General features: G+C 61.8%; 23 protein-coding genes, 1 tRNA gene and 3 pseudogenes. 11 read left to right on the forward strand and 16 right to left on the reverse strand.

The genetic code is table 11. The features are described from left to right. Window positions 1-99: 99 nt before the first annotated feature. The 6 genes and pseudogenes from VG556_RS03820 to VG556_RS03845 form a co-directional block, all read right to left on the reverse strand. On the reverse strand, window positions 100-429 hold the full coding sequence (locus tag VG556_RS03820; protein ID WP_126411778.1) for a hypothetical protein: 330 nt from the start codon (window positions 427-429) through the stop codon (window positions 100-102). Window positions 430-1,398: 969 nt separating this feature from the next. After that, entirely contained in the window at window positions 1,399-1,863 is a 465-nt protein-coding gene (locus VG556_RS03825) for a hypothetical protein (protein ID WP_100449538.1), read from the reverse strand. A gap of 178 nt (window positions 1,864-2,041) precedes the next feature. Beyond that, a pseudogene (locus VG556_RS03830) lies at window positions 2,042-2,284 on the reverse strand (hypothetical protein). A gap of 336 nt (window positions 2,285-2,620) precedes the next feature. After that, entirely contained in the window at window positions 2,621-2,758 is a 138-nt protein-coding gene (locus VG556_RS03835) for a hypothetical protein (RefSeq protein WP_157806034.1), read from the reverse strand. A 7-nt stretch (window positions 2,759-2,765) separates the two neighbouring features. Then, window positions 2,766-3,086, reverse strand: a complete 321-nt coding sequence (locus tag VG556_RS03840; RefSeq protein ID WP_100449540.1) for a hypothetical protein — start codon at window positions 3,084-3,086, stop codon at window positions 2,766-2,768. 29 nt (window positions 3,087-3,115) lie between these two features. Continuing rightward, the gene (locus VG556_RS03845) at window positions 3,116-3,868 is read right to left on the reverse strand and encodes a hypothetical protein (protein ID WP_100449541.1); all 753 of its coding nucleotides are present in this window, start codon (window positions 3,866-3,868) and stop codon (window positions 3,116-3,118) included. Between the two features lie 130 nt (window positions 3,869-3,998). Between VG556_RS03845 and VG556_RS03850 the strand changes: the two genes are divergently transcribed. The 3 genes from VG556_RS03850 (at window position 3,999) to VG556_RS03860 (ending at window position 6,490) form a co-directional block, all read left to right on the forward strand. Next, window positions 3,999-4,313: a helix-turn-helix domain-containing protein gene (locus VG556_RS03850; protein WP_100449542.1), complete on the forward strand. Its 315-nt coding sequence runs from the start codon at window positions 3,999-4,001 to the stop codon at window positions 4,311-4,313. Between the two features lie 377 nt (window positions 4,314-4,690). Next, window positions 4,691-5,362 carry a hypothetical protein gene (locus VG556_RS03855; protein ID WP_232092439.1) on the forward strand — a complete coding sequence of 224 codons (672 nt, stop codon included), beginning with the start codon at window positions 4,691-4,693 and terminating at the stop codon, window positions 5,360-5,362. Window positions 5,363-5,479: 117 nt separating this feature from the next. Beyond that, window positions 5,480-6,490 (forward strand): DUF3800 domain-containing protein, encoded by a 1,011-nt coding sequence (locus VG556_RS03860; protein WP_100449543.1) that lies wholly within the window; start codon window positions 5,480-5,482, stop codon window positions 6,488-6,490. Here the strand turns inward: VG556_RS03860 and VG556_RS03865 are convergent. The 3 genes and pseudogenes from VG556_RS03865 to VG556_RS03875 all read right to left on the reverse strand — a co-directional run. Beyond that, window positions 6,487-6,767, reverse strand: a pseudogene (locus VG556_RS03865) (arsenical-resistance protein); the annotation flags it as partial. The gene VG556_RS03860 and the pseudogene VG556_RS03865 sit on opposite strands and share 4 nt — an antisense overlap. A gap of 8 nt (window positions 6,768-6,775) precedes the next feature. Continuing rightward, complete coding sequence (locus tag VG556_RS03870; RefSeq protein WP_232092440.1) at window positions 6,776-8,266, reverse strand: hypothetical protein; 1,491 nt, start codon at window positions 8,264-8,266, stop codon at window positions 6,776-6,778. Window positions 8,267-8,368: 102 nt separating this feature from the next. Beyond that, window positions 8,369-9,759 (reverse strand): annotated as a pseudogene (locus VG556_RS03875) (site-specific integrase). 368 nt (window positions 9,760-10,127) lie between these two features. Here VG556_RS03875 and VG556_RS03880 point away from each other — a divergent pair. From VG556_RS03880 to mobQ, 4 genes are all read left to right on the forward strand, one after another. Beyond that, window positions 10,128-10,820 carry a hypothetical protein gene (locus VG556_RS03880; protein WP_100449544.1) on the forward strand — a complete coding sequence of 231 codons (693 nt, stop codon included), beginning with the start codon at window positions 10,128-10,130 and terminating at the stop codon, window positions 10,818-10,820. Between the two features lie 36 nt (window positions 10,821-10,856). Further along, window positions 10,857-11,930, forward strand: coding sequence for a Shedu anti-phage system protein SduA domain-containing protein (locus VG556_RS03885; RefSeq protein WP_238381417.1), 1,074 nt, complete (start codon window positions 10,857-10,859; stop codon window positions 11,928-11,930). Between the two features lie 741 nt (window positions 11,931-12,671). After that, window positions 12,672-13,172, forward strand: coding sequence for a type III toxin-antitoxin system ToxN/AbiQ family toxin (locus VG556_RS03890; protein ID WP_100449545.1), 501 nt, complete (start codon window positions 12,672-12,674; stop codon window positions 13,170-13,172). 278 nt (window positions 13,173-13,450) lie between these two features. Further along, a complete protein-coding gene (gene mobQ / locus VG556_RS03895) occupies window positions 13,451-14,992 on the forward strand; it encodes a MobQ family relaxase (RefSeq protein ID WP_100449546.1) in 1,542 nt (513 codons plus the stop codon). Window positions 14,993-15,503: 511 nt separating this feature from the next. On the opposite strand, the gene VG556_RS03900 is transcribed toward mobQ, so the two are convergent. The 4 genes from VG556_RS03900 to VG556_RS03915 all read right to left on the reverse strand — a co-directional run bounded on the left by VG556_RS03900 (window position 15,504) and on the right by VG556_RS03915 (window position 19,643). Next, entirely contained in the window at window positions 15,504-16,295 is a 792-nt protein-coding gene (locus VG556_RS03900; protein WP_070490115.1) for an NYN domain-containing protein, read from the reverse strand. 10 nt (window positions 16,296-16,305) lie between these two features. After that, on the reverse strand, window positions 16,306-17,934 hold the full coding sequence (locus VG556_RS03905) for a restriction endonuclease (RefSeq protein WP_100449547.1): 1,629 nt from the start codon (window positions 17,932-17,934) through the stop codon (window positions 16,306-16,308). Between the two features lie 29 nt (window positions 17,935-17,963). Further along, window positions 17,964-19,466, reverse strand: a complete 1,503-nt coding sequence (locus tag VG556_RS03910; protein ID WP_100449548.1) for a site-specific integrase — start codon at window positions 19,464-19,466, stop codon at window positions 17,964-17,966. Between the two features lie 84 nt (window positions 19,467-19,550). Next, a tRNA-Ser gene (locus VG556_RS03915) sits at window positions 19,551-19,643 on the reverse strand. Window positions 19,644-19,786: 143 nt separating this feature from the next. Between VG556_RS03915 and dnaX the strand changes: the two genes are divergently transcribed. From dnaX to VG556_RS03935, 4 genes are all read left to right on the forward strand, one after another. After that, on the forward strand, window positions 19,787-21,853 hold the full coding sequence (gene dnaX, locus VG556_RS03920) for a DNA polymerase III subunit gamma/tau (protein WP_046429188.1): 2,067 nt from the start codon (window positions 19,787-19,789) through the stop codon (window positions 21,851-21,853). Window positions 21,854-21,859: 6 nt separating this feature from the next. Further along, window positions 21,860-22,180, forward strand: coding sequence for a YbaB/EbfC family nucleoid-associated protein (locus VG556_RS03925; protein ID WP_005408298.1), 321 nt, complete (start codon window positions 21,860-21,862; stop codon window positions 22,178-22,180). 82 nt (window positions 22,181-22,262) lie between these two features. Further along, window positions 22,263-22,862, forward strand: a complete 600-nt coding sequence (recR, locus tag VG556_RS03930; protein ID WP_014646178.1) for a recombination mediator RecR — start codon at window positions 22,263-22,265, stop codon at window positions 22,860-22,862. 67 nt (window positions 22,863-22,929) lie between these two features. Further along, window positions 22,930-23,289 carry a histidine triad nucleotide-binding protein gene (locus VG556_RS03935; RefSeq protein ID WP_014646179.1) on the forward strand — a complete coding sequence of 120 codons (360 nt, stop codon included), beginning with the start codon at window positions 22,930-22,932 and terminating at the stop codon, window positions 23,287-23,289. Between the two features lie 103 nt (window positions 23,290-23,392). Here the strand turns inward: VG556_RS03935 and VG556_RS03940 are convergent, their stop codons facing one another. From VG556_RS03940 to VG556_RS03950, 3 genes are read right to left on the reverse strand one after another with little or no spacing between them, the layout of a single operon-like run. Further along, window positions 23,393-23,920, reverse strand: coding sequence for a Slp family lipoprotein (locus VG556_RS03940; protein WP_014036182.1), 528 nt, complete (start codon window positions 23,918-23,920; stop codon window positions 23,393-23,395). After that, window positions 23,917-25,866, reverse strand: a complete 1,950-nt coding sequence (locus tag VG556_RS03945; protein ID WP_100449549.1) for a transglutaminase TgpA family protein — start codon at window positions 25,864-25,866, stop codon at window positions 23,917-23,919. The genes VG556_RS03940 and VG556_RS03945 overlap by 4 nt, the downstream gene beginning before the upstream one ends. Then, entirely contained in the window at window positions 25,859-26,782 is a 924-nt protein-coding gene (locus tag VG556_RS03950; RefSeq protein WP_162292847.1) for a DUF58 domain-containing protein, read from the reverse strand. The genes VG556_RS03945 and VG556_RS03950 overlap by 8 nt, the downstream gene beginning before the upstream one ends. Between the last annotated feature and the right edge of the window lie 7 nt (window positions 26,783-26,789).

A 26,789-nucleotide genomic window follows, 5' to 3' on the forward strand; every position in this document is an offset into this window, starting at 1 on the left:
GCGCTTCGCCAGCGCGCTTGCAGGCACCCAGTGCCAGTACCAGGCTGGCGGCCAACAGGCTCGCGCGCACTGCGGACATCGTCGATCCGTGCTTCTGCGTCATGAACGCACCTGCTTCATCAGTTCGTTGCAGACTTCGCTGGTGGGCTTGTACTGGCCCTTCTTCCAGGCATCGGTGATCTTCTTCTGTGTCTGCGCTTCGGCCGTGTCATAGGCCTGGTCGAAGCCTGCTTCGGCGCCGAACACGGTTTTTGCCTGTGCCTTGTGGCTTGCGCGCAGCTTGGCGGCCTGTTCCGGGGTTGCGCCGCACGCCAGGGCATTGCCTGCATGCGTGCCTCCCAGTGCGCCGAACTGCGCCGCACCGCCGCCCTGTGCGACTGCGGTGCCGCTGCCGATCAGCAAGGCGGAGGTGATCACTAGCTTCGTCATGAAATACCGCATGTTGATGTTCCTCATCCGGCCCGATAGCGGGCATCAATCCCCTGTGGCCCGAGCATAGCAACAGGCAGTGAGTGCCAGCGTGTCGTTGCATCGCCACGGCACGGCCAGTGGTCAGGGCGTGGACAGGAAGCGCGGGGTGCCACGACGTGGGGCAGATCCTGTCGTTGGACGGCCATCGAACGTGGAAGCGGGACGGTCGACCAGGCATCCCCGCACGGCGGAAACCCATTGATGGATCTGGAGCAACAAGCCCCTCTGTTGAGGGCTGCCCCGATAGGGGCGGGGAGAGGCCGGCAAGGGGAGGGGCCCGAACGTTGCGCAGCAACGTTTGGGGCGAAGCGCGCGCAGCGCACTTCGCATCTCCCGCCAGTGGCTTCTGCGAGGTACAGCCGACCAGGCATCCCCGCACGGCGGAAACCCATTGATGGCTCTGGAGCAACAAGCCCCTCTGTTGGGGGGCTGCCCCGACAGGGGCGGGGAGAGGCCTGCAAGGGGAGGGGCCCGAACGTTGCGCAGCAACGTTTGGGGCGAAGCGCACGCAGCGCACTTCGCATCCCCCGCCAGTGGCTTCTGCGAGGTACAGCCGACCAGGCATCCCCGCACGGCGGAAACCCATTGATGGATCTGGAGCAACAAGCCCCTCTGTTGAGGGGCTGCCCCGACAGGGGCGGGGAGAGGCCGGCAAGGGGAGGGGCCCGAACGTTGCGCAGCAACGTTTGGGGCGAAGCGCGCGCAGCGCACTTCGCATCCCCCGCCAGATAACTGAAAAAGGCTGCCCGAAGGCAGCCTTTTTCAGTTATCTGGCGGAGAGAGGGGGATCGGATCGACTCGAACCTAACCTCTTGATCCTGCAGCAGATCGCAAACCGGACATGTGTCCTGTGTTGTGTCCTGCCCATCATAGCCGTCTACTGGCCAGCATTGTGCAAGGGTGATAGCCGTTGATGCCTACACGGTGTTACTCGCCTAATTTAGCGAGCCATTTGGAAATGAGTTGGTGAGAGACACCGTCCGGATCTCTCAGGATGGAGATGGTGTCGGTCATAGTGGTCTTCTCCCACTTTGCAGGATGGGTGACGATATCCGCGTAGTAGCCCAGCACTTCGATCTTTCGGAAGTGGCGGAACCACACACCCAGTTCTACTTCCGGAGCTCTGATGTAGTTGTATGGTCCGGTGACCCGGGCCAATGCGCAGGGATAATGGTGGGCGACGACCAAGATGATGTCGCCAACATCCATGCAGTGCGCGAAATCCCAGTAGTCTCGCTGGCTCTGGTCGATATCTTGTTGCTTCACATCAGTCAGATCGCCTGGTGGATCCGCAAAGTCCAATCCCACGTATCCCAAGCCAAGTGACCGGGTGGTATGGGCGACTGCTCGGGTGCTATCCGAAGGGTGCAACTGCATGCGCCAGAACGTCATACAAAATCCCTTTCCTTGGATGTGTGGTGAGAGCGACGGCTTAGTCGGCCTTCACCTAATCCTACTGGGGATCCAGCCCGGTGCGAGGCAAATTTGGGGCTCGTTGGTTGCTTGGTCCAACGCAGATTCTCGGACGGCCTTGTGTGCCAGGTAAGGCGTATCAATCAAGGTTGGTAAATCATCGGTTTTGATGCCGAACAAGCAGGAGCATCGGCAACCCGCTCAGCATGGCAAATGCCCCCAGTGCGCCCATCAGGCTGAGCACCGTCATGGCCCACCACTGCTACCAGGCAAATCCCTTGTCTCGCGCCTGAGCCATACGGGCCTCGGGCGGATGCCGCGGTGCCGCCTTCCGGCTTGCGCGTCGGGCCATGAGCGGCCCGACGACGAATCCGAAAGGTCCTGGGAAGGGCTGGCGCAGGTTGACGAGGGTCTACCTCAATGCCGTTGACCGGACCAGGCCGTAGACGGTCCCGCCCAAGACAGGCACCACCACGTGCGCCGGCACAAGCGCCAGGACGAGCAGGCTGAAGATCGCCCGGGCTTGCTCAGGATGTGGCAGCAGGTCGGCAAAACCCATTCCCAGGAAAGCTGCCACGTGGGCAGCCACCACGATTGACCAAGTGACGAAGAAGCCCTTCCAGAACCCACCCCGCTTGGGCAAGGACGGGGCGTACGGTTGCCGTTTGGCCTCCTCCTGGCGCCGGTAGGCCCGCGCGTTGATCCAGTAGAGAAACCCCAGCGCGGCCCAGGTGGCCTAGCCGCCCGCGATGGCGAGCCAACCAAGCGGTGTGCCCTGCTGCAGGGCCTCAAGGCCGCCAGCCGTGAACAACAGGCCGGCGCCTCCCAGCAGGACCGTCGCGCAACCGATATGGGCGTAAGAACGCGTGGTCATGGCGGCCTCAAAGCTTGTGGGCGGTCCACTCGCCGGACGCTTTCGAAAAGCGGACCGGCTGAACGAACGGCCGGGCCTGGGCGACGCCGCCGATGTCCAAGACGACCGATCCTCCCACGTCGCAAATCACTCCCTCGGCCGTTTCCGATTTCTTGCAGCCGCTCAGGCTGAAGTCTCGGTATTCCTTCACCCAGACTTGGCTTCCCAGCACGCGCTCAAACTCAGCGGTAATGGCTTTCTTGGCCTGATCGTCGGAGGGTTTGCTGCCGCAGGCCGTCAGCGCGGAGGCAATGGTCAAACTGAGAGCGATGGTCCTGATCGTGTTCATGAAGGTCTCTTCCTGGTCGACGTGGGGTCTTACTTGTCGCGGTTGCCGGCCGGATCAAAGCCGGCGATCCACATGCGGGTGTCGCGGAAGGGCGTGAGCATTCCAGAGGGGCCGGGATACAGGTCATCCGCCCGCAGGAAACCGGAGACCCAAGCGGTGCTCAACGCCACTTTTCGGGCCTGCCACGCCACGCCCTCGCGGGTGGTTCGCACGTTGAACGGTTCCCTGGGTGGGGTAGGGCCAGTGGTTCGATCGTCGCCCGTGTTCGGCTTTCCAGCGCGAACCCTCAGGCCCGCCATCAGGTCGGTGGTGGCTTTGGCTCGAGCATTGCTGTTGAGCTCCGCTTCTTCGCCTAGGTCGTCCCGGATGGTCAACGCCGCATCCGCGCATGCCTGGAAGGTCTCGGTGGTGGAGGCGGTAGCGCTGGTCCAGATCCGGGCTTCGACGGTCCAGCAAGGCAGGGAAGCGCCCCATTCCTTGAAGGTCAGCGCGACCCGGGGCCAGTCCAGCCGGCCCTGCTGCGCGCTCTGGTGGTTCTCGTTCTTGAACAGGCCGTTGATGCGGCCCCCACCACTGATCGGGGTGTAAAGCGGACCGGAGGTGGATGCGCCGCTGGTTGCTGACCTGGCCCCCAGCGCTTGCTGGCCGGCGTCTTTCAGGCTCTTGCCGAGCTGGCGGAAGAAGCCGGGCTTCGTCTCAGCAGGTGCTTGGGCCAAGGCGGTAGCGGTTACAAACAGCGTCGCGGCAAGGCCGGCCGCCACTCCCATGGTGTTCTTCTTCATGAAATCCCCTACGGTTGAGTTGGAGGGTGCTACATTTCATGAAGAGTCTGCCATGCATTGAGGGACCACGTCATGCTGTCCACCCGAAATTTCAACTGCGGTTCACGTGCCTCATCCTTCCCCACGATCATTGTTTGCCGCGCGGCTCAAGCAGGCGCGGGAGCTCCGTGGCATCGCCAGTCAGCGTGCTTTGGGAGTTCTGATGGGGCTCGATAAGAAGCTGGCGAGCAGCCGGGTTAATCGGTATGAGACGGAGGTCAGTGGGATTGACCTGGATGGACTGGGGAAGCTGGCCGACGTGCTGGGCTTGCCGATGGCTTATTTGGTCGCCGAAGATGAGGTCATTGCGGATGCCATTTTGGCTCTGTCCCAGATGAACCGTAAGGAGCGAGTGCGTGCCCTGCGGGCACTGATTGAAGCGGCCCCTCCGTCAACCCAAGACTGAGCTAGAGGCGCAACAAGCTCCCTGGCTGCGGCCAACATGGTTCACGGGAGCGGTCAACATGCACCTTCTCATGAACCATGATGAATGCGCGTTCTTTAACGCTGAGTCCTTAAAGATCAATGTCTTGTGGAGAAATTTTAGCTCTGATAGCGTGTAGCTCTATCTAGATACTGCTGTTGAGGATAGGAAAAACTTCCAGCATCGATCTCCGAGCGGCAAGTTATGGCACTTCTCCAGTCCATCCTCGACTTCTTTGAACGCATGGCCTCCCAGACTGACCCGGTCTTTGCTGCGGCAATGCTCCTCGTCGTAATGGCTCTTTCTCTGGTGGGGATGTCCCTCTATGTAGTCTTGGCCGCAATCAGGAAGCGGAAAGAATGAGCACCAAGTGGGGAAGCTTCCCGAAAGCGGCAGTGGACTCCGGAAAGCTGGCTTCCCTCACCGGGGCCAATGGGGAGGTGGGCACGCACATCGCCTCTCATAAGGTCTATTTGGCGCTCGCGCTAGAGGTGAACTTCCATACTCGTCAGGTCGAGATGGGGATGTCATTCCTGCAAGATCGCACCGCTCTTGCTAGGCCGATGTTGGGCAGAGCCCTGGCGGCCCTGGAGCAGGCTGGCGTGTTGCAGGTAGAGCGTGACGGCTACCGGAACCGCTATACGCAGCTTCTGCACGCGCCGAACGCCTTTAGGCAGGTTCCAAGGATTGCGACTAGCCAAGCGCTGAAGCTCAAGTTCAACAGAGGAGTGACTGTCTTGGCGGCTTGGAAGCTTCTGCCTGTCCTGCTTTTCTTGCGTGATGGCAAAACGGGTGATGCGCTGGCGATGCATGAGACGCTTCAGCGCTACTCACGCGTGCGGCCCGAACATGTCAGTGCAGGGATATCGCAGTTGGTGGAGTGGGGGCTAGTTAGGCACCGTCCCACAGAGAGTAACCGCAACGGTCATCCAAGCTTCGTCTATCGACTGACGGGGGAGTTCGGAGGCGGGGCACCTGAGAGCAGTAGCTCGAACACTCCGGTGCTGAAACCGAACACTGTCCCCTTCTGAGAATCGGATATCGGTCGGGTGAAGGTCCGTGTCTGCGAGATGGCGTGCACGCGGCGGTGCAGAGACGATTGCCATGAGTGAAGACTATGGCCGCTGCTTTCGAACTGGGGAGAGGGAATGTTCATCTATGTAGATGAGTCCGGCAGCTTCGTTTCTGCGACGAGGGGCGACAGCTGGTGTGTCGTTGCGGGGTATGTCGTCCCAGAGGTGGCCAGGAAGCGGGTAGAGCTGTCGCTAGGACTGCTCAAACGACGCTTGGGGCGCGGTATCCAGGACGAGGTCAAACTGAAAGATCTGTCAGAAGCAAACCTGAAGGACTTCCTAGGCGAGCTTGGTAAGCTCGAAGCAACGCTCTTCATCTCTGCGATTGACCTCGGCCATCAAGACCCCGAAGCGGTCGTATCCCATCAGAAGAAGCAGGTTGCGAGCGTCAGGGCCAACCGTCCAAAGATGCTTTACGAAGAGGGGCGTGCTTCCATCGATGACCTGTCGGGCAGACTTGAGCGCCTGTCTCCACAGCTATACATCCAGATGGTGGCGCAAATAGACCTGCTGGATCAGGTCTTTCGGATGACTACGCTCTACTATGCCCAGCGCGTTCCTGCCGCGCTGAGCAGCTTTAAATGGCGCATGGACGAGAAGAACTCAGCTCGCCCCCTGTTTGAGCAGACGCTCACCCACATGGCACCGGGCCTCATACAAGCCAAGTCTTTGCGAGACCCCGGGATCTTTGTCGAGGGCTTCGATTACTCTCACTTTGAGAAGCACTTCAGGAGTGCCCCCGAAGACATCCCGGCCTACCTCCAAGAGGCGGCAGGCCATGCCATAAAGTCAGCGGTGAACTTGGGGGCTGTCATGCGGGATTCGAAGTTCGTCCGATCGCATGACGTTCCTGGCGTCCAAGTGGCCGACCTATTGGCATCTGCATGGCGTAGGGTCCTGAGAGCGGAGTTCGAGGACAACGACAGCATCGCGCGTCTTCTTGGGCGACTGACAGTTCAGCGGCAGACGCCGAACCCGTCCATCCATCTCATGTCATTGGGGGAAGAACGGTTGGCGGAGGGATCAGTCCATCGTGCAACTTTGATTGCTAAAAATAGCGCAAGACCCATGCTGCGCAGACGTTAAGGCAGCCGCACGTCAGTAGGAAACAGTCGTCTGCCCCATCGGATAGCGACATGAACAAGCAGAACCAGCACTGGGACCTCGACAAGTGGCTCGATCACTGCGGCAAACGCTACCGGGGAGGCGAGTCCAAATGCTCCGATGGCAACCGCAATGGCTAGTTCGAAGTTGTTTCCCGCTGCGGTAAACGCAATGGCCGTTGTTTGTGGGTAGTCCTTGGCAATGAACCTCCCATCCAGAAGCTCAACGCGAACTGGATCAGGAAATAGAAGGAGGATGGGGAGACCGTCAGTGGGCCGCCACTGCCGGAAACTTAGCCTTGAGCCGGGCCATCAGGTCTTCGCATTCACGGTCAAACATGGAGGCTGCCGATCCCTCTTTACTGAGCTCGGCATCCTTCAAAAACTGGGGAAAGAGGTAGCCCTTGAATCGGTGGGTGGATTTTTCGGTAAAGATGCGGAGGCCATGCTCACTGATGGAGTCAACCACTTCTGGCAGCGCAGCGTAGCTGACGATGGAAAAGGGGTAACGCTCTTGGAGGCCAGTATCCATCCCTCGTGCCTCCAGCTCCTTCTCCACGAGGCTGGTGAGCGCATCAACGGACTTATGGCTAAAGAGGATCCAGTCCTCCAAGGTCACTATCAGGGAGTAGATAGGCCCATCCGGCAGCTTGATGCCGGCACGTCCTGATGTTGCATCCAAAATATTGCGATAGTTCTGAACAACCGCCTTTGCCAGGCGCGTCAGTCCGGACTCCAAATCGCCGGGACCGGCTGCGAGTCGTGCTGGGACGGGAATGCGCATGGTCTTGCACTCCACAAAAAGACTTGTGGATGAGTCCCTCAGCAGCCAGTCGCTTCCGTGGTGCTGCGACTTGCCTACAAAATACGGGGCAGGACGCTCAGCTTTCGTCTGACCGGTTAGGTGGCTAAAGCAATCGCCTACCAGTTCCTCAAAGGCATCGCCATACGCCTGAGCGAATCCATCGGCATCTGCTAAGTCATAGAAGAGCCCAGCCAGAAGGCGCTTCCCCAGTAAGGAGGGCCGTGGACATGCCAGGCGTTCGGGAGCGTCAGAGCGCAGCTGGATCAGGGGCTTCACGGCGATGGGATTCGGGGTGTAGTCCCAAGATGAGTCGTAACGAGCATCCAGGGCGCAGCGGTTCCGCAGTAGCTTGGGCGTTCCGCTGATGGCTGCCACTCTTGCAGCCACCGCGGAAGAATCCAGGCCAAGCGTCGCCAGTTGCGGCATCAGCGACACCTCATAGTTCTGCATGAACAGCGCTTGGGTTGCCCCAGCCACGAGGAAGTAGTCTTCAGAGGTCAGCCCTAGAGTTCTGAATACAATGTTTGAAAGGCGGCCGCGCTTGTAGAGCGACCAGTAGCGTCCGAAGTAGGCAGCGTCAAAGCGATCGAAGTGCGGCAGCTGCTGGTGCCCAATTCGATGCATCGTTGTCCAAATGTCGAGGTCGCACTTTGCCTTGAACTCGCTGTAGCCTCGAATGGCATTGTGCAAGGCACCGAGGTCGTTCCAGTTGCGTAGCGAGCGGCGTGCCCCTTTTGAAGGACCCGCATGTTGGAGGATTTCTCTTACGTAGAGGTCCAAATAGAACTCAAAGACATGCGGCCTGATCTGATCGGCCAAGCCTGGGCGAGAGTGGGCATATTCCATGGGCAGGTCATACCCATGGCCAATATGCAGGCTGTAGGCCCAGATATGAACGATGGAGTCTCGCAAACCAAAGTTGGCAGCGATCTTTGCGAGTTGTTCGTAGGTCACGTCGAGGCCTCTTCCGATGAGGAGGACCATTATCAACCCTAACGCAGGCCTGGTGGACGCCCGTGCCGACATGTCGACCGGCCCCACTGCTGCGCGAAGCTATCAAGGGTAGAACCTTCGAGGGTCCGACAACGCACTCTTGAACTGACCCGCCTGATAGGCCGGCAGCGCCACGTCGGGCCGATACCTCTCCACAACTGCAATCTGCTTCGTCCTCGCTAATGCTGGCTTCTTGTGGAAGTAGGCCTCATGCAGCACGGGGACCCGCTTGCTGATGGAGTGCCGGTGACCAAGGCGATGTCTTCATCGGCCACCCCCATGTGATGCAGCTCCGTGGCAAGGGTGTGCCGGAAGGCGTGGAACCCGACGCCTTTAGGAAAGCCGAGATCCTTCATGTATCTGCTGAACTGGTTGAGGATGCCTTGGCTGTAACGGGCGTTGGTCTCGCCAGTGTCGCGTCGCACACCGGCAGACAGGTGGGGGAAGAGGCGAGGATGGCCGCAAGCTCGGATGTCCTCCACGAACGCCAGGAAACCAGCATCGAGCAGCGGTTGGGGAATGGGGAGCGTTCGGACGGCTGCTTTGCCTTTTAGGCTTTGGCGGCTCCGGTTGCGATCCTTATGACTGAGGTCGCTATCGACGGTCTTCTGAATCCGGATGCACCACACGCCAGCCTCTTGGACGATGTCATTCAATTTCAGCTGAGCGACTTCATTGATACGCGCTCCCGTATGGAGTCCAATCATCGGCACCCACCACCGGTGAGGTGCTTTCATGGCCCAGGGGATGAATGTGTTGGGCGCGAAAATGCGACGCAAATCTTCTTCGTCAAACAAGCGCTCCGCCCTGTCGGGGTCAATGACCAGATCCTTCTTCGCCTCAGGGAAAAAGTGCATGGGAGAGCCCGCAATGGCTTTTGCTTTTTCCAGTCGGCCAAAGAAGGTGACCAGGAATCGTCGGTGCTTCTCTACGGTGGCCGGTGCGGGCGGCTGGACACAGAGTGCCTTCCCCTGAGCTACCGCTTGCTCGTATGTGTAGCTCCTATACTGCGGGTCCGACTGGAGAAGAGGAGGAGCCCAACGCATGAGCTCCCAGAGTCGGTAGATGTGAACGTGGTCGATCCGAGACACCGGAATATCCCCGCAGGCCATCTGAAGCATCTTCAGTGACCGCGCTGTGGCCTCGATGGTGTTGCGTGTCAGGCCCATGCGCTCCCGGTCAGCCACGTAGTCGCGGATCTCAATCGACAGTAGGCGGGCAGGGGCGGCCAGGGGGAGCGGCTCTGGGTAGCGCGTGCCGCCCTTTCCAAGGTGCGCCCGACGGGTCCGCTCACAGGCATCGTTGATGATCTCTTGAGCATGGATCGCTGCTTCTCGACCAGTGACGATCATTTCACCGATGCGGACACGGCCAATGCGAACGTCTGTCAGTTTCAGCGTGCCGGTTGGGTCGGCCAAGTAAGAGTTGAGGTGTTGCGAGGTGGGGGAGGTCACTGCGTTGCTTCCATCTGAAGGATGGAAGTACAGATATTGCGGGCCCAAAAATCGTCAACGAAAAATCGGAGTCTTGTTCACGGCCTTAGGCATTGCCAGATAGGTGCCGATTTGCGCCTCGGCCCGGCCAATCGTACCGCCTGGAAATCCTGTGGCATTTACATTTAAATCAATGGCTTGTATCCGGAGGGGTGGCCAATATTCGGAGTCATTACCGTACTGTTTAATATGTATAAGCTAACAAAACACGTTCAGGCTCCCATCTTTTGCTGAACATTGGTTAAATGAAAATTTCTCGTTGTTAGGGTTTTGAGTTTGGTTTCTCGTTCTTCGCATCCTAAATCGGGCCAGTTTGACGGAGGCGTGGCATGAGGAAGTCGATGTTAGAGGAAGTTTGGCCGGCATCTGTCCGCTTCGTCCCTTACGTGGGTGAGCGCTTTTCCCAAGGCTTCGATGGGCAGCGGCTGTTGCTGCTTGGGGAGTCTCACTATCGGACGGAAGGAGTCAGCGATGCCGTAGAGGTGACCCGGCCATACACCAAGAACATCTTTCAAGGGATGGCTACTCGGGTTCGGGATTCCAGTGATGGTCCATTCTTTCGTGCCTTGGACCTGGTGCTTACCGGGGACAGTCAGCATTCGATAGCGGAGGCGGCAGAGGTCTGGCGGCGCATTGCCTTCATCAACCTATCCCAGGCTTTCGCTGGCACCAAAGCAAATCATCGGCCGCGCAGCCAGGCGCTGCGGGATGGTGGCAACGTTTTGGTCAACGATATCCTGCCAGTCCTAAACCCGGATGTGGTGCTGGTTCTGGGTCGCACCGCTTGGCGGTTCTTTAGTCATGGTGAACCACAACCTGGCTTAGAGCCCTTCATTGCCCAACAGGTGAATCGAGGAGCGAGCAAGCCACGCTACATCGAATCCAGGGAAGTCTGGTCACTGGACTACGAGGGAGGGTCAGCCCTGATGACGTGGGTCTACCATCCATCGTGGAACGTCGACACATGGAAGGACCGGGCGGGAGCGCTGCGTCACCTGATGGCGCTTGCGAAGCAGAGCTGAGACTATCCGGGCACCGTGGCCCAAGGAAGAGATGCAATGAGCGAGGCAGGGGATTTGGCTAAAGTCGTTCGGAAGACGGCGAGCAGCGGAAAGCTCGACTATGTGCCCGTCGTGGTCCTCAATGAGACGACGCGGACCAAGCTGCATGTGGTTGGATGGCTGATTCCTCATAGCGACCATACAGAGTTCTCCATAAAGCTTGAGGGATTCAAGAAGACCAAGGCTTCGCCCTGGCAGGAGGACCCGGTCAAGAGCATCACCTTGACCGAGGCCTCCACGCTCAAGCTCTTCAAATACCTTCAGACGCATCTTCCATTGGCGCAGCAATCGGAAGCCGGTGAGTTCATCCTGATCAAGGTGGCTAACGGGGCGGCGGATCTAAGCGGGCACGATCCGCAGACCCTGGTCGGCGCGCTTACTAAGGTGCTCTCGCATTCGGACCTGGTCCAGCACTTGGCTAGCACGGAGCTCACTCACGAACTGACCACCGCGCTACGCGGATCTATCCGCCTCAGCGAAATGCGCTCGGCAGTCGCTGAGCTGCGCTCGAGCTTGGGGCGTGGGGAGGCGGCAGAGCAGGTCTACCAGTCATGGTGCGAAAAGCACTGCTGGGCCTTCGGTAATGCTTACGTGGTTCGGGACGAGGTGCGTGCAATCACCACTGGGGACAACATCGATCTGATGTTGCCTAACGTCATTGCGGGCTATCGAGACATCGTTGAGCTGAAACGGCCCGACATGGAAGTTCTGCTCTATGACAAAGCTCACAAGAACCACTACTTTTCCGCCGAGGTATCGAAAGCCATCGGTCAGTGCCACCGCTACCTCGACATGCTCCACGACTTCGCTGACAAGGGCTTGCTCGACCACAAGGAAGTGGTGGCTTACCACCCGCGCGCCACTATCGTCATCGGTCGCTCCCATGAGTGGACAGACGAGCAGCAGCGCGCTCTCCACGGTCTCAATCGGCGCATGCATGGAATCACGGTCATGACCTACGACCATCTATTGGCGCAAGGAGAGCGGCTGATCGAGATGATGGTGCCCGAGTCCCATCCCGAACTGGCCTCAGTTTTCGCTGAGCGGCCAGACGACGAAACTCCGTGGTAGCTTGTCTTTGGCACGCGGCGCCCGCAAGCTTCTGGGGCGATGGATTGCCCTCAACCAATCCGTTACGCTCGACTGTTCAGGATGGTAAGGCGAATTCAGCCCCACAGCCACGGTAGGAGCATGCTGGGCTGTGGTGTATACATGGAACTGTTGTTGCGTTAGGCTGCATCAGCCAACTACAGTTCGGCATGCTCTGCTCGATCATCCTGGGCTTTGCGCGCGTTAAATTCACGATTGTGAATGAAAGGGGGCGTCCTTGTTGACAGGTTGGCCAGCTTCTACTAGGATGTGCCCATCAAGGTGATTCGCCACCTTGAATGAGAAGTTGAAATCAGGTGATACGCTACCTTGAGTGCGAAGTTGAAATCAGGTGATACGCTACCTTGAGTGCGAAGTTGAAATCAGGTGATACGCTACCTCGAGTGCGAAGTTGAAATCAGGTGATACGCTACCTCGAGTGCGAAGTTGAAATCAGGTGATACGCTACCTTGAGTGCGAAGTTGAAATCAGGTGATACGCTACCTTGAGTGCGAAGTTGAAATCAGGTGATACGCTACCTTGAGTGCGAAGTTGAAATCAGGTGATACGCTACCTTGAGTGCGAAGTTGAAATCAGGTGATACGCTACCTTGAGTGCGAAGTTGAAATCAGGTGATACGCTCACCTAGCTATACAAAAAAGTGGCTTCGGCCACTTTTTTTTTGGAAAAATGGAATTTCTGAATACTTAGGGAGGGTTTGCGATGCATTTCTACACGGTCAAGGAAGAGTATCTCGATCTACTTAGGGCGGTGGATTCAAAGGTCCCCAATAGCTCGGGTGATAACTACAAAGGTAAGAAGCCCTTCATCGGCGTTGTACTGCAGATAGGAGGGCATAACTTTTTCGCGCCACTGACTTCGTATAAGGCATCTCAGGAAAAAATAAAATCTTCTTCTTGCACTGCTTTTAAGTTGCATGAAAGAGGTAATCCTGACAACAAGCTTGGCCTCATCTCTCTCAACTACATGCTTCCTGTTCCTGAAAATGCACTGGAACGCTTCGATCTTGAAGGTCAAGAGGAGAAGTACAAGAGGATGATGTATCTCCAGTATGAATTCATAAAAGCTAATGACGTTGAGATATTGGAGCGTGCATTGAAGTTATATGAGTCGGTGGTGGTGAAGAGAGTGCCTTTTTTGGTCAATATTTCCTGCAAATTTTCTGCGCTCATTGATAAGAGTAGGGAATATTCAGTTCGCTAGAATGCGACGCCTGGTAGTCTTAGATGCGTAGTGAGTCTGTTCGCGTCCTTATGGCGAACCGGCTGCCCTTTAGAGGCTGCGATGCGTCAAGGTGTCGTCATTCGCTATTTGGCAATCTGACCGTAGCAGGCGCTCTCTTTGGACGATAAGCAAGAGCGCACTTAGGCGTTCCTGCGGAACGCGTGCGCCAAGGGCTTCGCCCCTGGGACCCCAAGCCTCTGCGAGGCTTGCCAAAAGCAAAAGCTGATCCATAAATACTCCTGTTTTCAGGAGTTTCTATGGCTATCTTCCACACCTCAATCAAAACCTTCAGCCGAGGCAAAGGCCAATCAGCCGTCGCGGCAGCCGCCTACCGGGGAGGGCTGCTGCTCACGGACTTGCTAACCGGGCAGCTTCATGACTACCGCCGCCGTAGTGGTGTCGTCGAGAGCTTCTGTCTTGCGCCGCCAGACGCTCCCCAATGGGCCTTGGATCCCCGGGAGCTCTGGGCAGTCGCAGAGGCCGCGGAGCGGCGGAAAGACTCGACTGTGGCGAGGGAGTTTGAAGTCTCCTTACCCCATGAGCTATCCGAAGAGCAGCGGGCGCACTTGGCGTTTGTCATCGCCGACGCGCTGGTCGATCGTTACGGGTTCGCTGTCCAGGCCAGCATCCATTCGCCTGGGACGCCTGATGGGCTCAACCACCATGTCCACATCCTGGCCACCACGCGCCGCCTCGGACCTGAGGGCTTTGGGGACAAAACCCGGGAGCTGGACGTGGGGCCGTCTGGCAAGGTCCAGGTGCAGTGGATTCGGGAGATGGTCGCGGCGACTACAAATGCCCACTTGGAGGCGGCCGGCCTTACCAGCACCATCGACCACCGAAGTCTGGCCGAACAAGCACGGTCTGCGATGGAGCGAGGCGACGACTTGGCGGCAGCGGCGCTCTCCCGTGAACCGACTCAGCACCTAGGCAAGCATGCTGCGGCCCTAGCTGGGAAGGGTGTGGCGACGGACAAGGCAAGCACGAATGACCAGATCGCCGAAAACAATCGGGGGCACTATGACTTCCTCGTGCGCAAAGCAGGGCTGGAAGGAAAGCCCGTCCCAGTGCCTGGCCAAGAGGCCGCAAAGCGAACTGGACGAGTGCTCAATGCAGAAACCGCGGGGCTACTTGGGGGGCTGGAGATGCGAGGCGTATCCGGGATCCGGCTGCAGAACCTGCTCCTCTCGTCTCACGGGCATACGCCGGAACCGACGCCCATCAGCCTTGTCGAAAAGATTCTCGATGCACTGCGCGACGTGGACGAGATTTCCTGGGCTAGGGCAGACTTGGCCATGGAGAAGGTTCGCGATGCCTTGAGGTGGGCTCAGCGGCAGCTTTCCTCTCAAGGAGAAACCAGCGAGCTTCGGCAGTGGGTCACCAGTGCTTCGCTCCAGGTTCGTGCCCTTAAGTCCCTCATCATCAGCCGGGCTCGCAGGCTGCTTAACGTGAAGAGTGCAACCAGGCTGCGTCACATGGCCGAGCAGGAGTGGGAACGGTTCAACGCCGATTGTCCGCCGGGGTCGACCAGATACTCGAGGTCGGAGTGGACCCTGCGCCGAGGGCGGCGGCTTTCGGTTCTCGAGAAACATACAGCCGAGCTGAAGGCGGCTCAGGAGCGGGCATCGGAGGGAGAGCTGAATGCCATCGATGCTGAGATCCTTACCAAGGCTGAACTGCTTGCAGCGTTGCCCCATCCCTCACAGGCTGTCGCTCCTACGCTCGCTGAGCCGAAGCAGGTGGCCTCGAGCGTCTTGGGTTCCGTCCCGTCGGTCCCCCGAGGGCCAACGTTCCACTGACCCTGTAAAAAACAAGCCCCGCGAATGCGGGGCTATTGTTCAATGGGGGCCGGTGCCCACCGATGGTTTTCGAGCCGGCAGCGGTTTCGCTGGCGGAAGGCCGCGAGACGCACGCCAAGCATCGGGTGAAGGGAAGCTCATCGGCACTTGGCTGCGGTCCACGCTCGCCGCTTGCGATACAGTGCTTCTCGTAGGAGCGTAGGTAAGGGGCTGACCTCCATGGCCTCCCTGCGATTCGGCGAATCGACGCAACAGTAATCTTGCGACATCCAGCGCATGTTGAACATCCAACTCACGCTCAGCAGCGTTGCGGGTGTTGTTTTCAGGCAACAAGGCTTGAAGAACCTGGCTGGCGATACGAAGTTCGACGTTTGCTGGCATTTGTAATTCATCTGGTGAAGGTTCTTCACATCGAAGCACCCAGACGGAAATGCGCAAGCGGATGATGACGCACCGCGTCACACATTTGCTGTTTGTATGCCTTGCCTTAAGCGTCGAGAGTTGCTGCGTTTCAGTCTTGTCTTGCTGGGCTGCTTTCCGGCGCGAGACTGACGGTCCACTGGCCTCCTTCCTGCCGGCGTAGGGTCAGCAGGTCATAGGTCTTCAGCATGCTGAGTAGGCCCGAATGCCCATAGGCATTGGGAGAGAAGGACGGGTCTGTTCGTTTGAGGTATTGGCCCAACGGCCCCAGTCCTACCTCGCCTTCTGAGGTGTCTCCAGCCAGCAGCGTGACCGCTTCCACCACGAACTTGGGACGGCGCTTGGGAAGCGGCTTGGTGTCGACTGCCGCGGGCTCAACTTTGTTGCCCTCCGCTTTGGCCGGTGATGCATTGGGTCGGTCTTCGCAGGGCTCGGCGACTGCTTTGCGCTCCCATTCGAAGAACTGATCGCAAGCGTTTCGCAGGGCCGCTGGCGTCTTGGGCTCGCCGACGATACAGACAGTCGCTCCGCGCTCCCGCAGCTTTCGGCATAGGTAAGCGAAGTCGGAGTCACTGGTCACCAGGCAGAAGGTGTCGGCACGATGATCGAACAACGCCTCTTGAGCATCGAGAGCCAGGGCAATGTCGGAAGTGTTTTTTCCAGAGGCGTATTGGTATTGGAGGCAAGGTGTAAACGCCTGTTGGACGAGCACTTCCTGCCAGCGGTTCGCCAACGTGGCGTGGTTTCCATACCCGCGGCGCAGCACCACGCGCCCGAACTGGGCCACCATCAGCAGGGCGTGCTCCACGATCTCGGGACTGACGTTGTCGCAATCGACCAAAACGGCCACTTTGGTGTCGTGAGGGACTGATCCGTTAGCCATGTTCTTATCCTTAAGCTGCGATGCGTGCATCCAAGCCGGCGTGTTCCCTCAGCAAGTAGAGCAGACCACCCCCGTCGATCAGCTCAATGGGCTTGTCTTTGGCAAAGTTGAAGGCTTCGGTGCCGTAGCCGCTGGTGCAAACCAAGATGCCCTTGCTGGCGCCTTCGTTGAGCATGGTCCCGTAAAGATCGCGAACCGCGCTGACCCCTACGGTGTCCCGATAGCGCTTGGCCTGTATGACGACCTTCCCGCCCAAGACGGGCCGGGTGTCAAAGGCCACCGCATCCACTCCGCCATCGCGGGAGCTCCGGGTCAGTTTCGTGTCCAGCCCCATCCGACTGAACAGGTTGGAGACGAGTGATTCGAACTCGCTGGGGGTCAGATCCAGAAGGTTGGGGCGCGATTCAAGTCCTGAGAGCACGTCCGATTGCGCGATGAAGCGCTTGTCGACCATGTTGAATTCGACGATTGGTTTGATGGCCTGCAATTCATCGGGCCTGTTTGACACTTGAGCACCCAGGCTGCGCAGGCATGCGACTTTCTCCACGCGTTCGAGCCGCAGCTGAAGGAAGGCGGCCTTCGTTGCGCGGACGGACACCACCGGCACCCGAACCTCTTGGCCGGTGGTGGGATCGTGGGTGTCCACCACGCCATTGAAGGTGACCAGCGCCAATGCGTTTGCTTGATCGGCCTCAAAGGCTTCGTGCAAGGTCCTCAGCGCGATTGAGGCAATGATGTCTTGGTAGAGCGATTTGATGTCGCTGGCCTTGCGCGCCTTGGAGTCGATCGCATCGCGTGTTTTGACGTAGCGATAATCGGCTTCGGTGGGAACGACGCCCACCTCGGGGAGGTCATACTCAATGACCAGTTCTTTGGATGCCTCGGCATAGGCCAGCTTGAACGCCTGAGGGAAGCCCTCGGAGGGGTATTCGGAGCGCGTGAGCACCATGTCGTTGTAGGCCACGGCGGCATCAGGCTCGTGAGCCAGGTAGGCGCTCTGAAACTCATCCACTTCAGCGTTTCGGCGACCAACGTCAGCCTCATAGAGCGTGCGTTCGGTCTCGTGTTGGGCCCGTAGATCGGCCAGCCGTTGCTTCTTTTGCGCTTCCGCTCGATGGAACTGTTCGAGAACCTGCTGGTGGGCTTGATGGGCCGCCGCCTGGGCTGCCAAGTGCCGCTTTGCAGCCCCGGGCCAAAAGCGCGCGAAGCCGGTGGGACCCGGAACCTCGACCTCGACCGGCGCCAACCCCGGAACCAAGTCCTTGGGCACCTTGAAGCCGGGATAGGGATCGGTGTGACGCAGGCTGTCGAAGCTGATGGTGTCGTTCACCGACAGGGTGTGAAGAAGCAGGCCCTCCAGTTCCTCCAGCCGGTCTTTGAGCTCGGCGTTGAGGTCGTCTGCTTCCGCCTGTCGGTCTTGGAGATATTCGGCTTTGGCCAAGCGCGCAGCTTCCTTCTCCTGCTTCTCCAGGGCGCGCAGCTCCCGCATCTGTTGCGCAGCAGCCATACGCTCATGGCGCTCCAACTGCCTCAGTTGCGTCGCTTGCATTCGCTGCTGGCGCTTGTTTTCGCGCTGCGCTGCCGCCGCTGCCCGGCCGGCTGCCCGCAGAAACCCTTCTAGGCCGCTCCGTCGTCCCATACATCCCCCTGATGTCGAATATCTAAAGACTAACCTGTCGACGTCCTTCTAACGCGCTTTCTGGGCGTTTGGTCGTTCAAAAGGGCGCGCAGCGCAGGCAGGTTCAAGCCAAAATCCAGCACCGCCAATCCCGGGGTGTTCTTTCCAGGCCCATGCAGCTTCTCGTGGGCGGTGAATTCGCGGCTATACGTCGCGTGGTGCTCGTCGTCCAACTCGTGTCCCACCACCTGGGCTCGGAGCTCGGACGGTACGCCCGCTCCTTGAAGCGACTGAATGACGGTTTTCCGGAGCGAATGGAAGCCGCGCTTGCCGGGCGTCCAGTTCTTGCCCACGGCTTCCAGGTGGCGGCCGAACGCCTTAGTGATCCAATTGCCGGCGCCGTTCTTGGCATCCGGTTTGGCGGCCGGGAACAACCGTTTTGCATCTGCCGCCCGTAATCCCTCAACCCATTCCTTAAACCCGAGGGCCAGCAGATCAGGGTGAACAGGGACGGTTCGGATGCTGGCATCGGATTTGAGCTTCTGATGCTCCCCTTCGTCGGACATGTGGATGCAGAGCAATCCCGCCTGCTCGGTGACATCGCTGGGAAGCAGTTGGCCCACCTCGGCGGCGCGAGCGCCGGTGTAAAGACCGATGACCGCGGCCCATCGGGCGGAAAGCGCCAGTCGCTCGAAGGCGGCTGGCGCAAAGAGGGCTTGGACTTGGTGGGTGTCGTAAGGCTTGAAGCCGAACTTTCGCCGAGCTCGCTTCTCTCGGATGGAGTAGCTGACATGCCCAGCGGCAACATTGTCGCCCCTCGGGTAGTAGCCCGAGGCCATGGCCCACTCGAAGAAGCCGCCCTTGCCGCCAATGTAAGACTGCTTGTTGGTCAGGGTGGGGGTTGAGGCGCCCTCTTCGCGCATGTGCTGATACCAGCGGGCCAAGTCCGTGCGCATCAGCGTGTGGAGCTTGGTCTTGCTCCCGCGGAAGCCGACCAGGGAAACGATGGCCGTGCGCTTGATCGTCCAAGTCTTGGGCAGCGTGTTGCCCTTGAGCGTGGCCAGCCAAGCGTCGCAGGCGTCTTCGAGGGTGATGGGGGTCAGTTTGGACTTCGGGACTGGTGCCGGGGCGGGGGAGGGGGCGCCGTTGACGGCGTCCAGCAACGGGTCTGCGCCCTGGCGTTGCATCTTCTGGAAAAGCCGCAGGTCTTCCTCGTTGTCGATCTGCCAGCGCTCGGTGACCGTGCCATCGGCGGCGCGGGACCGGTGAAGGATCAATTCCTTCAGGTTGTCGGATTGGGTCAGGCGGGCGATCAGTTCATCGGCCTCGCGCTTGCTCAGCTTGTCCACGCGTTGGTCCCTCAACACATCGAAGGCCTGAGCATAGCCCGCAGCCAGGGCCAGTGCGCGCAGTCTGGCCGTGGGCAGGTCGCGGGTGCGCAACGTGCGCTTGAAGACGCGTCGGCCAACCAGGCCTTGGAGGTCGGTAGGCACGCGTTGCCGGAAAGCCCAAAGGCCGGTGGGAGAGCAGGTGAGGTGATGGGGGATGCGCATCGAGAGATGTGTCCCGATTTGTGTCCCGCCGAAGGTCACCCCAGAAAAGCAAAAACCCCTGCGTAAACAGGGGTTTGCGTAATCTGGCGGAGAGAGGGGGATTCGAACCCCCGAAGCGCGGTTTAGACGCTTACACACTTTCCAGGCGTGCTCCTTCAACCACTCGGACACCTCTCCGGATCCCTGCCATCGGCAAACGCCTCAGCAGGGGCGCAGATTCTAGCGGGCGGCGCGGCCGGACACAAGCACCCCGATCAGGGGCGCATCCAGCGGCATTGTTGGCGAGGGGGCTGGACAGGCATGGCACAATGGAACATCCGATGGAAAACGGTGGCCTGATGTCCTATCTCGTCCTTGCCCGCAAGTGGCGTCCGAAGCGTTTCGCCGAGCTGGTGGGCCAGGAACACGTGGTCCGTGCGCTCAGCAATGCGCTGGACAGCGGCCGGGTCCACCATGCGTTCCTGTTCACCGGTACGCGTGGCGTGGGCAAGACCACCATCGCGCGCATCTTCGCCAAGTCGCTGAACTGCGAGCAGGGCACCAGCGCCGACCCGTGCGGCCAGTGCGCGGCCTGCCTGGACATCGACGCCGGCCGCTACATCGACCTGCTGGAAATCGACGCCGCGTCCAACACCGGTGTGGATGACGTGCGCGAGGTGATCGAGAACGCGCAGTACATGCCCTCGCGCGGCAAGTACAAGGTCTACCTGATCGACGAAGTGCACATGCTGTCCAAGGCGGCGTTCAACGCGCTGCTGAAGACGCTGGAAGAACCGCCGGAACATGTGAAGTTCCTGCTGGCCACCACCGATCCGCAGAAGCTGCCGGTCACCGTGCTCAGCCGCTGCCTGCAGTTCAACCTCAAGCGCCTGGATGAAGACCAGATCCAGGGCCAGATGACCCGCATCCTGGCGGCGGAAGCGATCGAGGCCGATGGAAGCGCCATCGTGCAGCTGGCCAAGGCCGCTGACGGCAGCCTGCGCGATGGCCTGTCACTGCTGGACCAGGCGATCGCCTATGCCGGCGGCGCGCTGCGTGAGGACGTGGTGCGCACCATGCTGGGTACCGTGGACCGCACCCAGGTGGCGGCGATGCTCGATGCGCTGGCCGACGGCGATGGCCCGCGCCTGCTGCAGGTGGTAGCCGCGCTGGCAGAGTTCTCGCCGGACTGGAGTGGTGTGCTGGAAGCGCTGGCCGAAGGGCTGCACCGCATCCAGGTGCAGCAGCTGGTGCCGGGCGCTGCCGCGGCGGAAGGCCTGGATGTCGCCGCATTCGCCGAGCGCCTGCGCCCGGAAGTGGTGCAGCTCTGGTACCAGATGGCCTTGAATGGCCGCCGCGACCTGCCGCTGGCACCCAGCCCGCGCGCGGGCTTTGAAATGGCCGTGCTGCGCATGCTGGCGTTCCGTCCGGCCGCAGCGGTACCGCCGGTGCCGAAGGCCGTCGACGGTGCGTTGGGCGGCACGCCGGGTGGCAACGCTGCCGGTGGTGGCGCCGGTACCGGTAGCCGCGATGCGACGCCGGCCGCCGCTGCCGCTTCGGGCAGCCCGGCGGTAGCGGCGCAGGCAGCCGCGCCGGTGCAGGCCGCGCCGCGCGAACCTGAACCCGAGCCCGAACCGGCCCCGCAACCGGAACCAGATCCGACGCCGGAGCCCGAGCCGGTTCCGGTGGAAGAGCCCGTGTCGCCGCCGCCGGTGAAGGCTGAGCCACAGGTGCCGGCGCCTGCCGTCACTGCAGAGGCAGGCGACGACCTGCCGCCGTGGGCCACTGACGAAGCCGAGGCGCGTGACGAGGCATTGGCGGCCGAGATGTCCGGCCCGGACGCCGCCATGGCTGCGCCCTGGCACGAACCGCCGGCTCCCGTCGCGGCTCCCAGCGAGCCTGCGCCGCCCGAGCGCCCGTTCCGCGCCGAAGGCATTGCCATTGCGCCGGCCGAACATGCCAAGCCGGCCCCGGCGCATGCCGCCGCGCCGCAGGAAGGTGTCAGCGAGCTGGCCACGGCCGAAGACTGGCTGGACCTGGTCGCCAACAGCGGCCTCAGCGGCCCCTCGCGGCAGCTGGCCGCCAACGCCGCGTTCATCAGCTGCCAGCACGGGACCTTGAAACTGGGCCTTTCGCCCGGATTTGAATACCTGCGCTCGGAGCGCGCGCTGGCTGCCCTGGGCGAGATGCTGCAGAAGGCCCTCGGCCAGGCGCCGAAGATCGTGGTCGAGACCGTGGAAACCGAACACGTTCCGGCCGAGACCCTGCATCAGCGGGCCGACCGCCAGCGTGGCGAGCGGCAGCAGGTGGCAGAGGCCGTTTTCATGGACGACCCGGAAGTGCAGGTGCTGATCCAGCAGCACGGTGCCCGGGTTGTTTCCGATTCCATCCGTTCTTTTGACGAGTAAGACACCATGCGCGGAAACATCGCCCAACTGATGCAGCAGGCCCAGAAGATGCAGGAAAACCTGCAGAAGGCCCAGGAAGAAATCGCCAAGATCGAAGTGACCGGCAGTGCCGGCGGCGGCATGGTCAGCGTGACCCTGACCGGTGCCAAGGAATGCCGCAAGGTGCGCATCGACCCGTCGCTGACCAGCGACCCGGAGATGCTGGAAGACCTGATCGCCGCCGCCTTCAACGACGCTTCGAACAAGATCGACGCCGAGTCGAAGTCGAAGATGGGTTCGGCCACCGCCGGCATGCAGCTGCCGCCGGGCATGAAGCTGCCGTTCTGATTGCCAGCGTGGCACCCGTGCAAGCGGGTGCCACAGAATCTGTAGCTGTCGAGCCTGCTCGACGCCATGAAAGCATGCCGCCGTGTCCGCACCCCTGCTTGAACAATTGATCGACGCACTGCGGGTGCTGCCTGGCGTGGGCCAGAAGACCGCACAGCGCATGGCCTACCACCTGCTCGAGCGCGAGCGCGAAGGTGGCCAGCGACTGGCCGAAGCCCTGGCGCTGGCGGTGGAGCGCATCGGCCACTGCGCGCAGTGCCGCGACTTCAGCGAAACCGAGCTGTGCCCGACCTGTGCCAACAGCAGCCGCGAGCGCAGCCAGCTGTGCGTGGTCGAATCGCCGGCCGACCGCCTGGCCATCGAAAACGCCACCGGCTTCCGCGGTGTCTACTTCGTGCTGCAGGGCCGGCTGTCGCCGCTCGATGGCATCGGCCCGCGCGAGCTGGGCCTGGAGCAGCTGGAGCAGCGTCTGGCCGACGGTGAGGTGCAGGAGCTGATCATCGCCACCAGTGCCACCGTCGAAGGCGAAGCCACCGCGCACTACCTGGCGCAGCTGGCGCGCGCGCGCAAGGTGCAGCCCAGCCGGCTGGCACAGGGCCTGCCGCTCGGTGGCGAGCTTGAATACGTTGACCGCGGCACGCTGTCGCACGCGTTCGGAACGCGCAGCGAATTCCGCGATTGAGCGCCACCCGGGCATCGCCCGGCGCGGCCGGCCTACAATGCGGAAGATACTCCCGCCGAGGCCGACCATGAGCAACGAAACCCTCTTCAGCAAGATCATCCGTCGCGAGATCCCGGCCACCATCGTCTACGAGGACGACGAGGTGCTGGGCTTCAAGGACATCGCACCGCAGGCGCCGGTGCACGTACTGTTCATTCCGAAGAACGAGATCATCCCGACCCTGGACGACCTGCAGCCGTCGCAGGCGCACCTGATCGGGAAGCTTGCCCTGGCTGCCGCCGAATATGCGCGCCGCGAAGGGTTCGCGCAGGACGGCTACCGCATCGTGATGAACTGCCGCGAGGATGCCGGGCAGACCGTGTTCCACATCCACATGCACCTGCTGGCCGGTGCGCCGCTGGGGCATTTCGGTACGCCGGGGCGCTGAGCGCCCGGCATCCACCATTGCCCGCAGTGGATCCATGCGATGCGTGGATGAAAAAAAGGCCGCCCGAAGGCGGCCTTTTTCGATCACGCATGGCCGGTGGCGATCACCACCAGCCCCAACGGCCGTAACCACCCCAGTACGGGCCATACGGGCCCGGGCCCCACGGGCCATAGGGGTAGGGCACCACATCGACCTGGCGCTGTTCCGGCCACAGGTAGATCACATCGGCCGACAGCTTCGGCAGGCGATAGTCGTACTCCCCGATGCGGGTGTTCTGGTAGCCGTCGATCTTGCCGATGAAGGTCACGTCGCGGCCGGCTTCAAACACGGCCGGGTCGTAGAAGCCGGCGCGGCAGGCAATGAAGCGGCCGTCGCTGGCGTCCGACGAGGTGGTGTTCGGGCGGCCACTGGCGTTGAGGGGGCGCGAGATCATCTGGAAGCAGGTCTCGCCCTGGCCGGGCTTGGTCTCAATGATGCGACCACCCCATCGGACCGGCGTGCCGACCTGCTGGGTGGCGACCGAGTCGCGCGGGGAGACCAGGCTGAACTGTCCCTGCAGCGGCTTGGGGGCCGTGGCGCAGGCCGACAGGGCCAGCGTGGCCACAGCGGTGAGGAGGAACTTGGTGTTCATGGGGAGGCTCCGGAAGTCGGGCGATGCCTGCGCAGGTCCCGCAATAATGAAGCGAGGTCGGTGCAAGTTCCAGCGTAACGCGCGTCGGCGAAACGCTGGCTGAGTGCCAGCAGGGCGGGGTCGGGGCGCACGGCGTGTACCCGTCGTGACCAGTCGCATGCCGTCTCGTGGGGGGCGCGGGCCAGGCCAAGGCGCGCATAGCGCCGCCCCAGCCGGTGCCAGGCGCGCAGCAGCGGGTCGCGCTCGCGCTCGCCGCGGGCCAGCAGCCAGGCCATCCATGCCAATGCCAGCAGTGCGGCGACCACGAAGCCGGCCACCAGCTGCGCCGGCCCGAGATCATCCAGCCCGAACGGCCTGAGCAGCTGCTGCTGACGGCGTGCGTCGAAGGAAAGCACCAGGTCGTTCCAGCCACGGCGCAGCCAGTCACCCATCTGCCCCAGCTGCAGCCAGCGCTGCTGCAGCGGGGTGTCCGTGCCGGCCTGCAAGCGGTCGTCCAGCGTGTCCAGGATGCGTTCCGGTGCCACGGCCGCAGTCGGGTCCACCCGGACCCAGCCGCGCTGGGGCAGCCAGACTTCGGCCCAGGCGTGGGCGTCCATGCGCCGCACTACCCAGTAGTCCCCGATGCGGTTGCGGGTGCCACCTGCGAAGCCGGTCACCACCCGGGCCGGAATGCCGGCGTTGCGCATCAGCACCACGAAGGCCGAGCTGAAGTGCTGGCAGAAGCCGGCCTTGTAGTTGAACAGGAAATCGTCGACCGGATCGCGCCCGGCCACCGGGGTATCGAGCGTGTAGGAGAAGTCGCGGGTGATCCACTGCAGCGCTCGGCGGACGATGGCTTCGTCATCGTTGCCGGCCTCCTGCCGCCATTGCCGTGCCAGCTGGGCGGTGCGCGGATTGAAGCCGGGGGGAAGCTGCAGCGCGGCACGGCGCAGGTAGGGCGACAGATCGGTGTCGAACCGTTGCGGAGGCGCCGAATGCAACCGCCAGCGGCTGAGCGCGGACAGCGTGCGGTCGCTGCGCAGGCTCATGTCCGCATCGAAACTGCTGCCTTCCGGTGCGCGGCTGGGCAGGTCCAGGGCCACCAGCAGGCGACGGTCGGTGGGTTCGTAGTCGATCTGGTAGTCCCATCCCCGTGCGGCGGCTTCGACCACGGGGGCGGGGCGCCGGGCCGTCGCGCGATCGCGGCTCCAGCGGTGGCCATCGAAGGAAGTCAGCACCGGGCCGCGCCAATAGCGCTGCGCGGGCTCGGGCACGGCGCCGAAGAACTGCACGCGCAGCGCCGGGGTGTCGTCGGCCATCAGGTCCAGCCATTGGTCCGGCGCCATGCTGTCAGCCAGGCCGGGTGTACCCACCGCTCGTTCGGGTACGCCCCACAACGGCGTGGACAAGCGCGGGAACAGCCAGAAGCAGGCCAGTGCCAGCGGCAGGCCGATGCCAAGCAGGCGGCCGACGCCGCGCAGTTGACCGTGCAGTGGCAGGCGTGGGCTGCGGCCCTCGTCCTGGGCCAGGCGTTGCAGGGCCAGCAGTGCGGCAACCGCGGCCAGCGCAGCCAGTCCCGTGGTCAGCGGGCCCTGGTCGAGCAGGAAGGCCGCGAACGGCGAGAACAGCGCGAAACCGAGCAGGCTGCGCGCATCACGCAGGTTGCGCAGTTCGCTGGATTTGATGGCCAGCATCGCCGCCAGCAGCGCACAGCCGGTATCACGCCCCGGCCGCACCATGCCCATCTGCCAGACGATGGTGGCGAGCATGGCCAGCACCAGCAGCAGGCGCACCGGCATCGGCAGCACCCGCCGCCAGGAAAGCGCAGCGGTCAGCACGGCGGTGATCGCGATCACGATGGCCAGCACCGGCGGCAGCTGCAGCAGCAGTGGCAGCAGCGCCAGCGCTGCGCTGGCCAGGGTCCAGCTGCGGGCGTTGCGATCGAGCAGGACGGCAGGCTCAGTCATGGGGCATCAGCGCCAGTGCGCGCAGGCACAGGTGGTGGTGGCTGGCGCCCTGGCCGGGCCCGAACGGGGGATGGGCTGGAAGCAGCAGCGTGTAGCGCCGGCCTTCGCGCTCGGCCATGTCGACCCAGCGTGCCAACCGCGCGATGCGTGCTTCATGGCCCAGCGGCGCCAGCGTGCGCCAGTCCAGCACCACTTCGATGCCGATCGGCTTCTCGTATTCGCGTACCAGCAGGCTGTCGCGGCGCGCCGAGTGTTTCCAGGCAATGCTGCGCGGGGCGTCGCCGGCACGATAGGGTCGCAGCTGGTGCAGCTCTTCGCCACTGGCATGGGCGCGGGTGTGCAGTGGATCGCTGCCACTTTCCGGAAGGGGTGGTGCCAGTGCCTCGGCCAGTGGATAAACCAGCAGCGGCTGCTCCGGCCACACCCACGACCATGCCCGCACCAGCCCCAGCGGCTGCGTGCTGGACAGGCGGATGCGCGGCAGTTCCAGCCAGCCGCGGCGCTCGCTGGGGACATCCAGCTCCACTTCGCCGCGACCGTGTGCAGGCAGTGCGACCCACGCCTCGCTTGCGCCCAGCTGCAGGTGCAGCCCGTGGCGCGCGCGCGGGTCGCGCAACGACAGGTCCACGCGCAGGCGCAGGGGGTGCCCGGCCGGAACCGGCTCGGCGGAGATTGCATCGATCTGTATGCCGGACAGCTGCAGGTGCGCGGCAATGGCGCTGGCGATCGCTGCTGCGGCCAGCAACAGTGCCAGCAGCAGGGCCGGGTTGTTGTTGTAGTTCAATGCGCCCAGCAGCATCGCCGACAGCAGGGTGGCGACGAACAGGCCGAAGCGCGTCGGCAGTACATAGATGCGGCGGCGATCCAGTCGCTGCGGCAGGGCTTCGGGCCTGCGTGGGCGTGCCAGCAGCTGCATGCGTGCC

This window comes from Stenotrophomonas sp. CASM106, from assembly GCF_049384825.1.
GTDB classification, from domain to species: Bacteria; Pseudomonadota; Gammaproteobacteria; order Xanthomonadales; family Xanthomonadaceae; genus Stenotrophomonas; species Stenotrophomonas muris.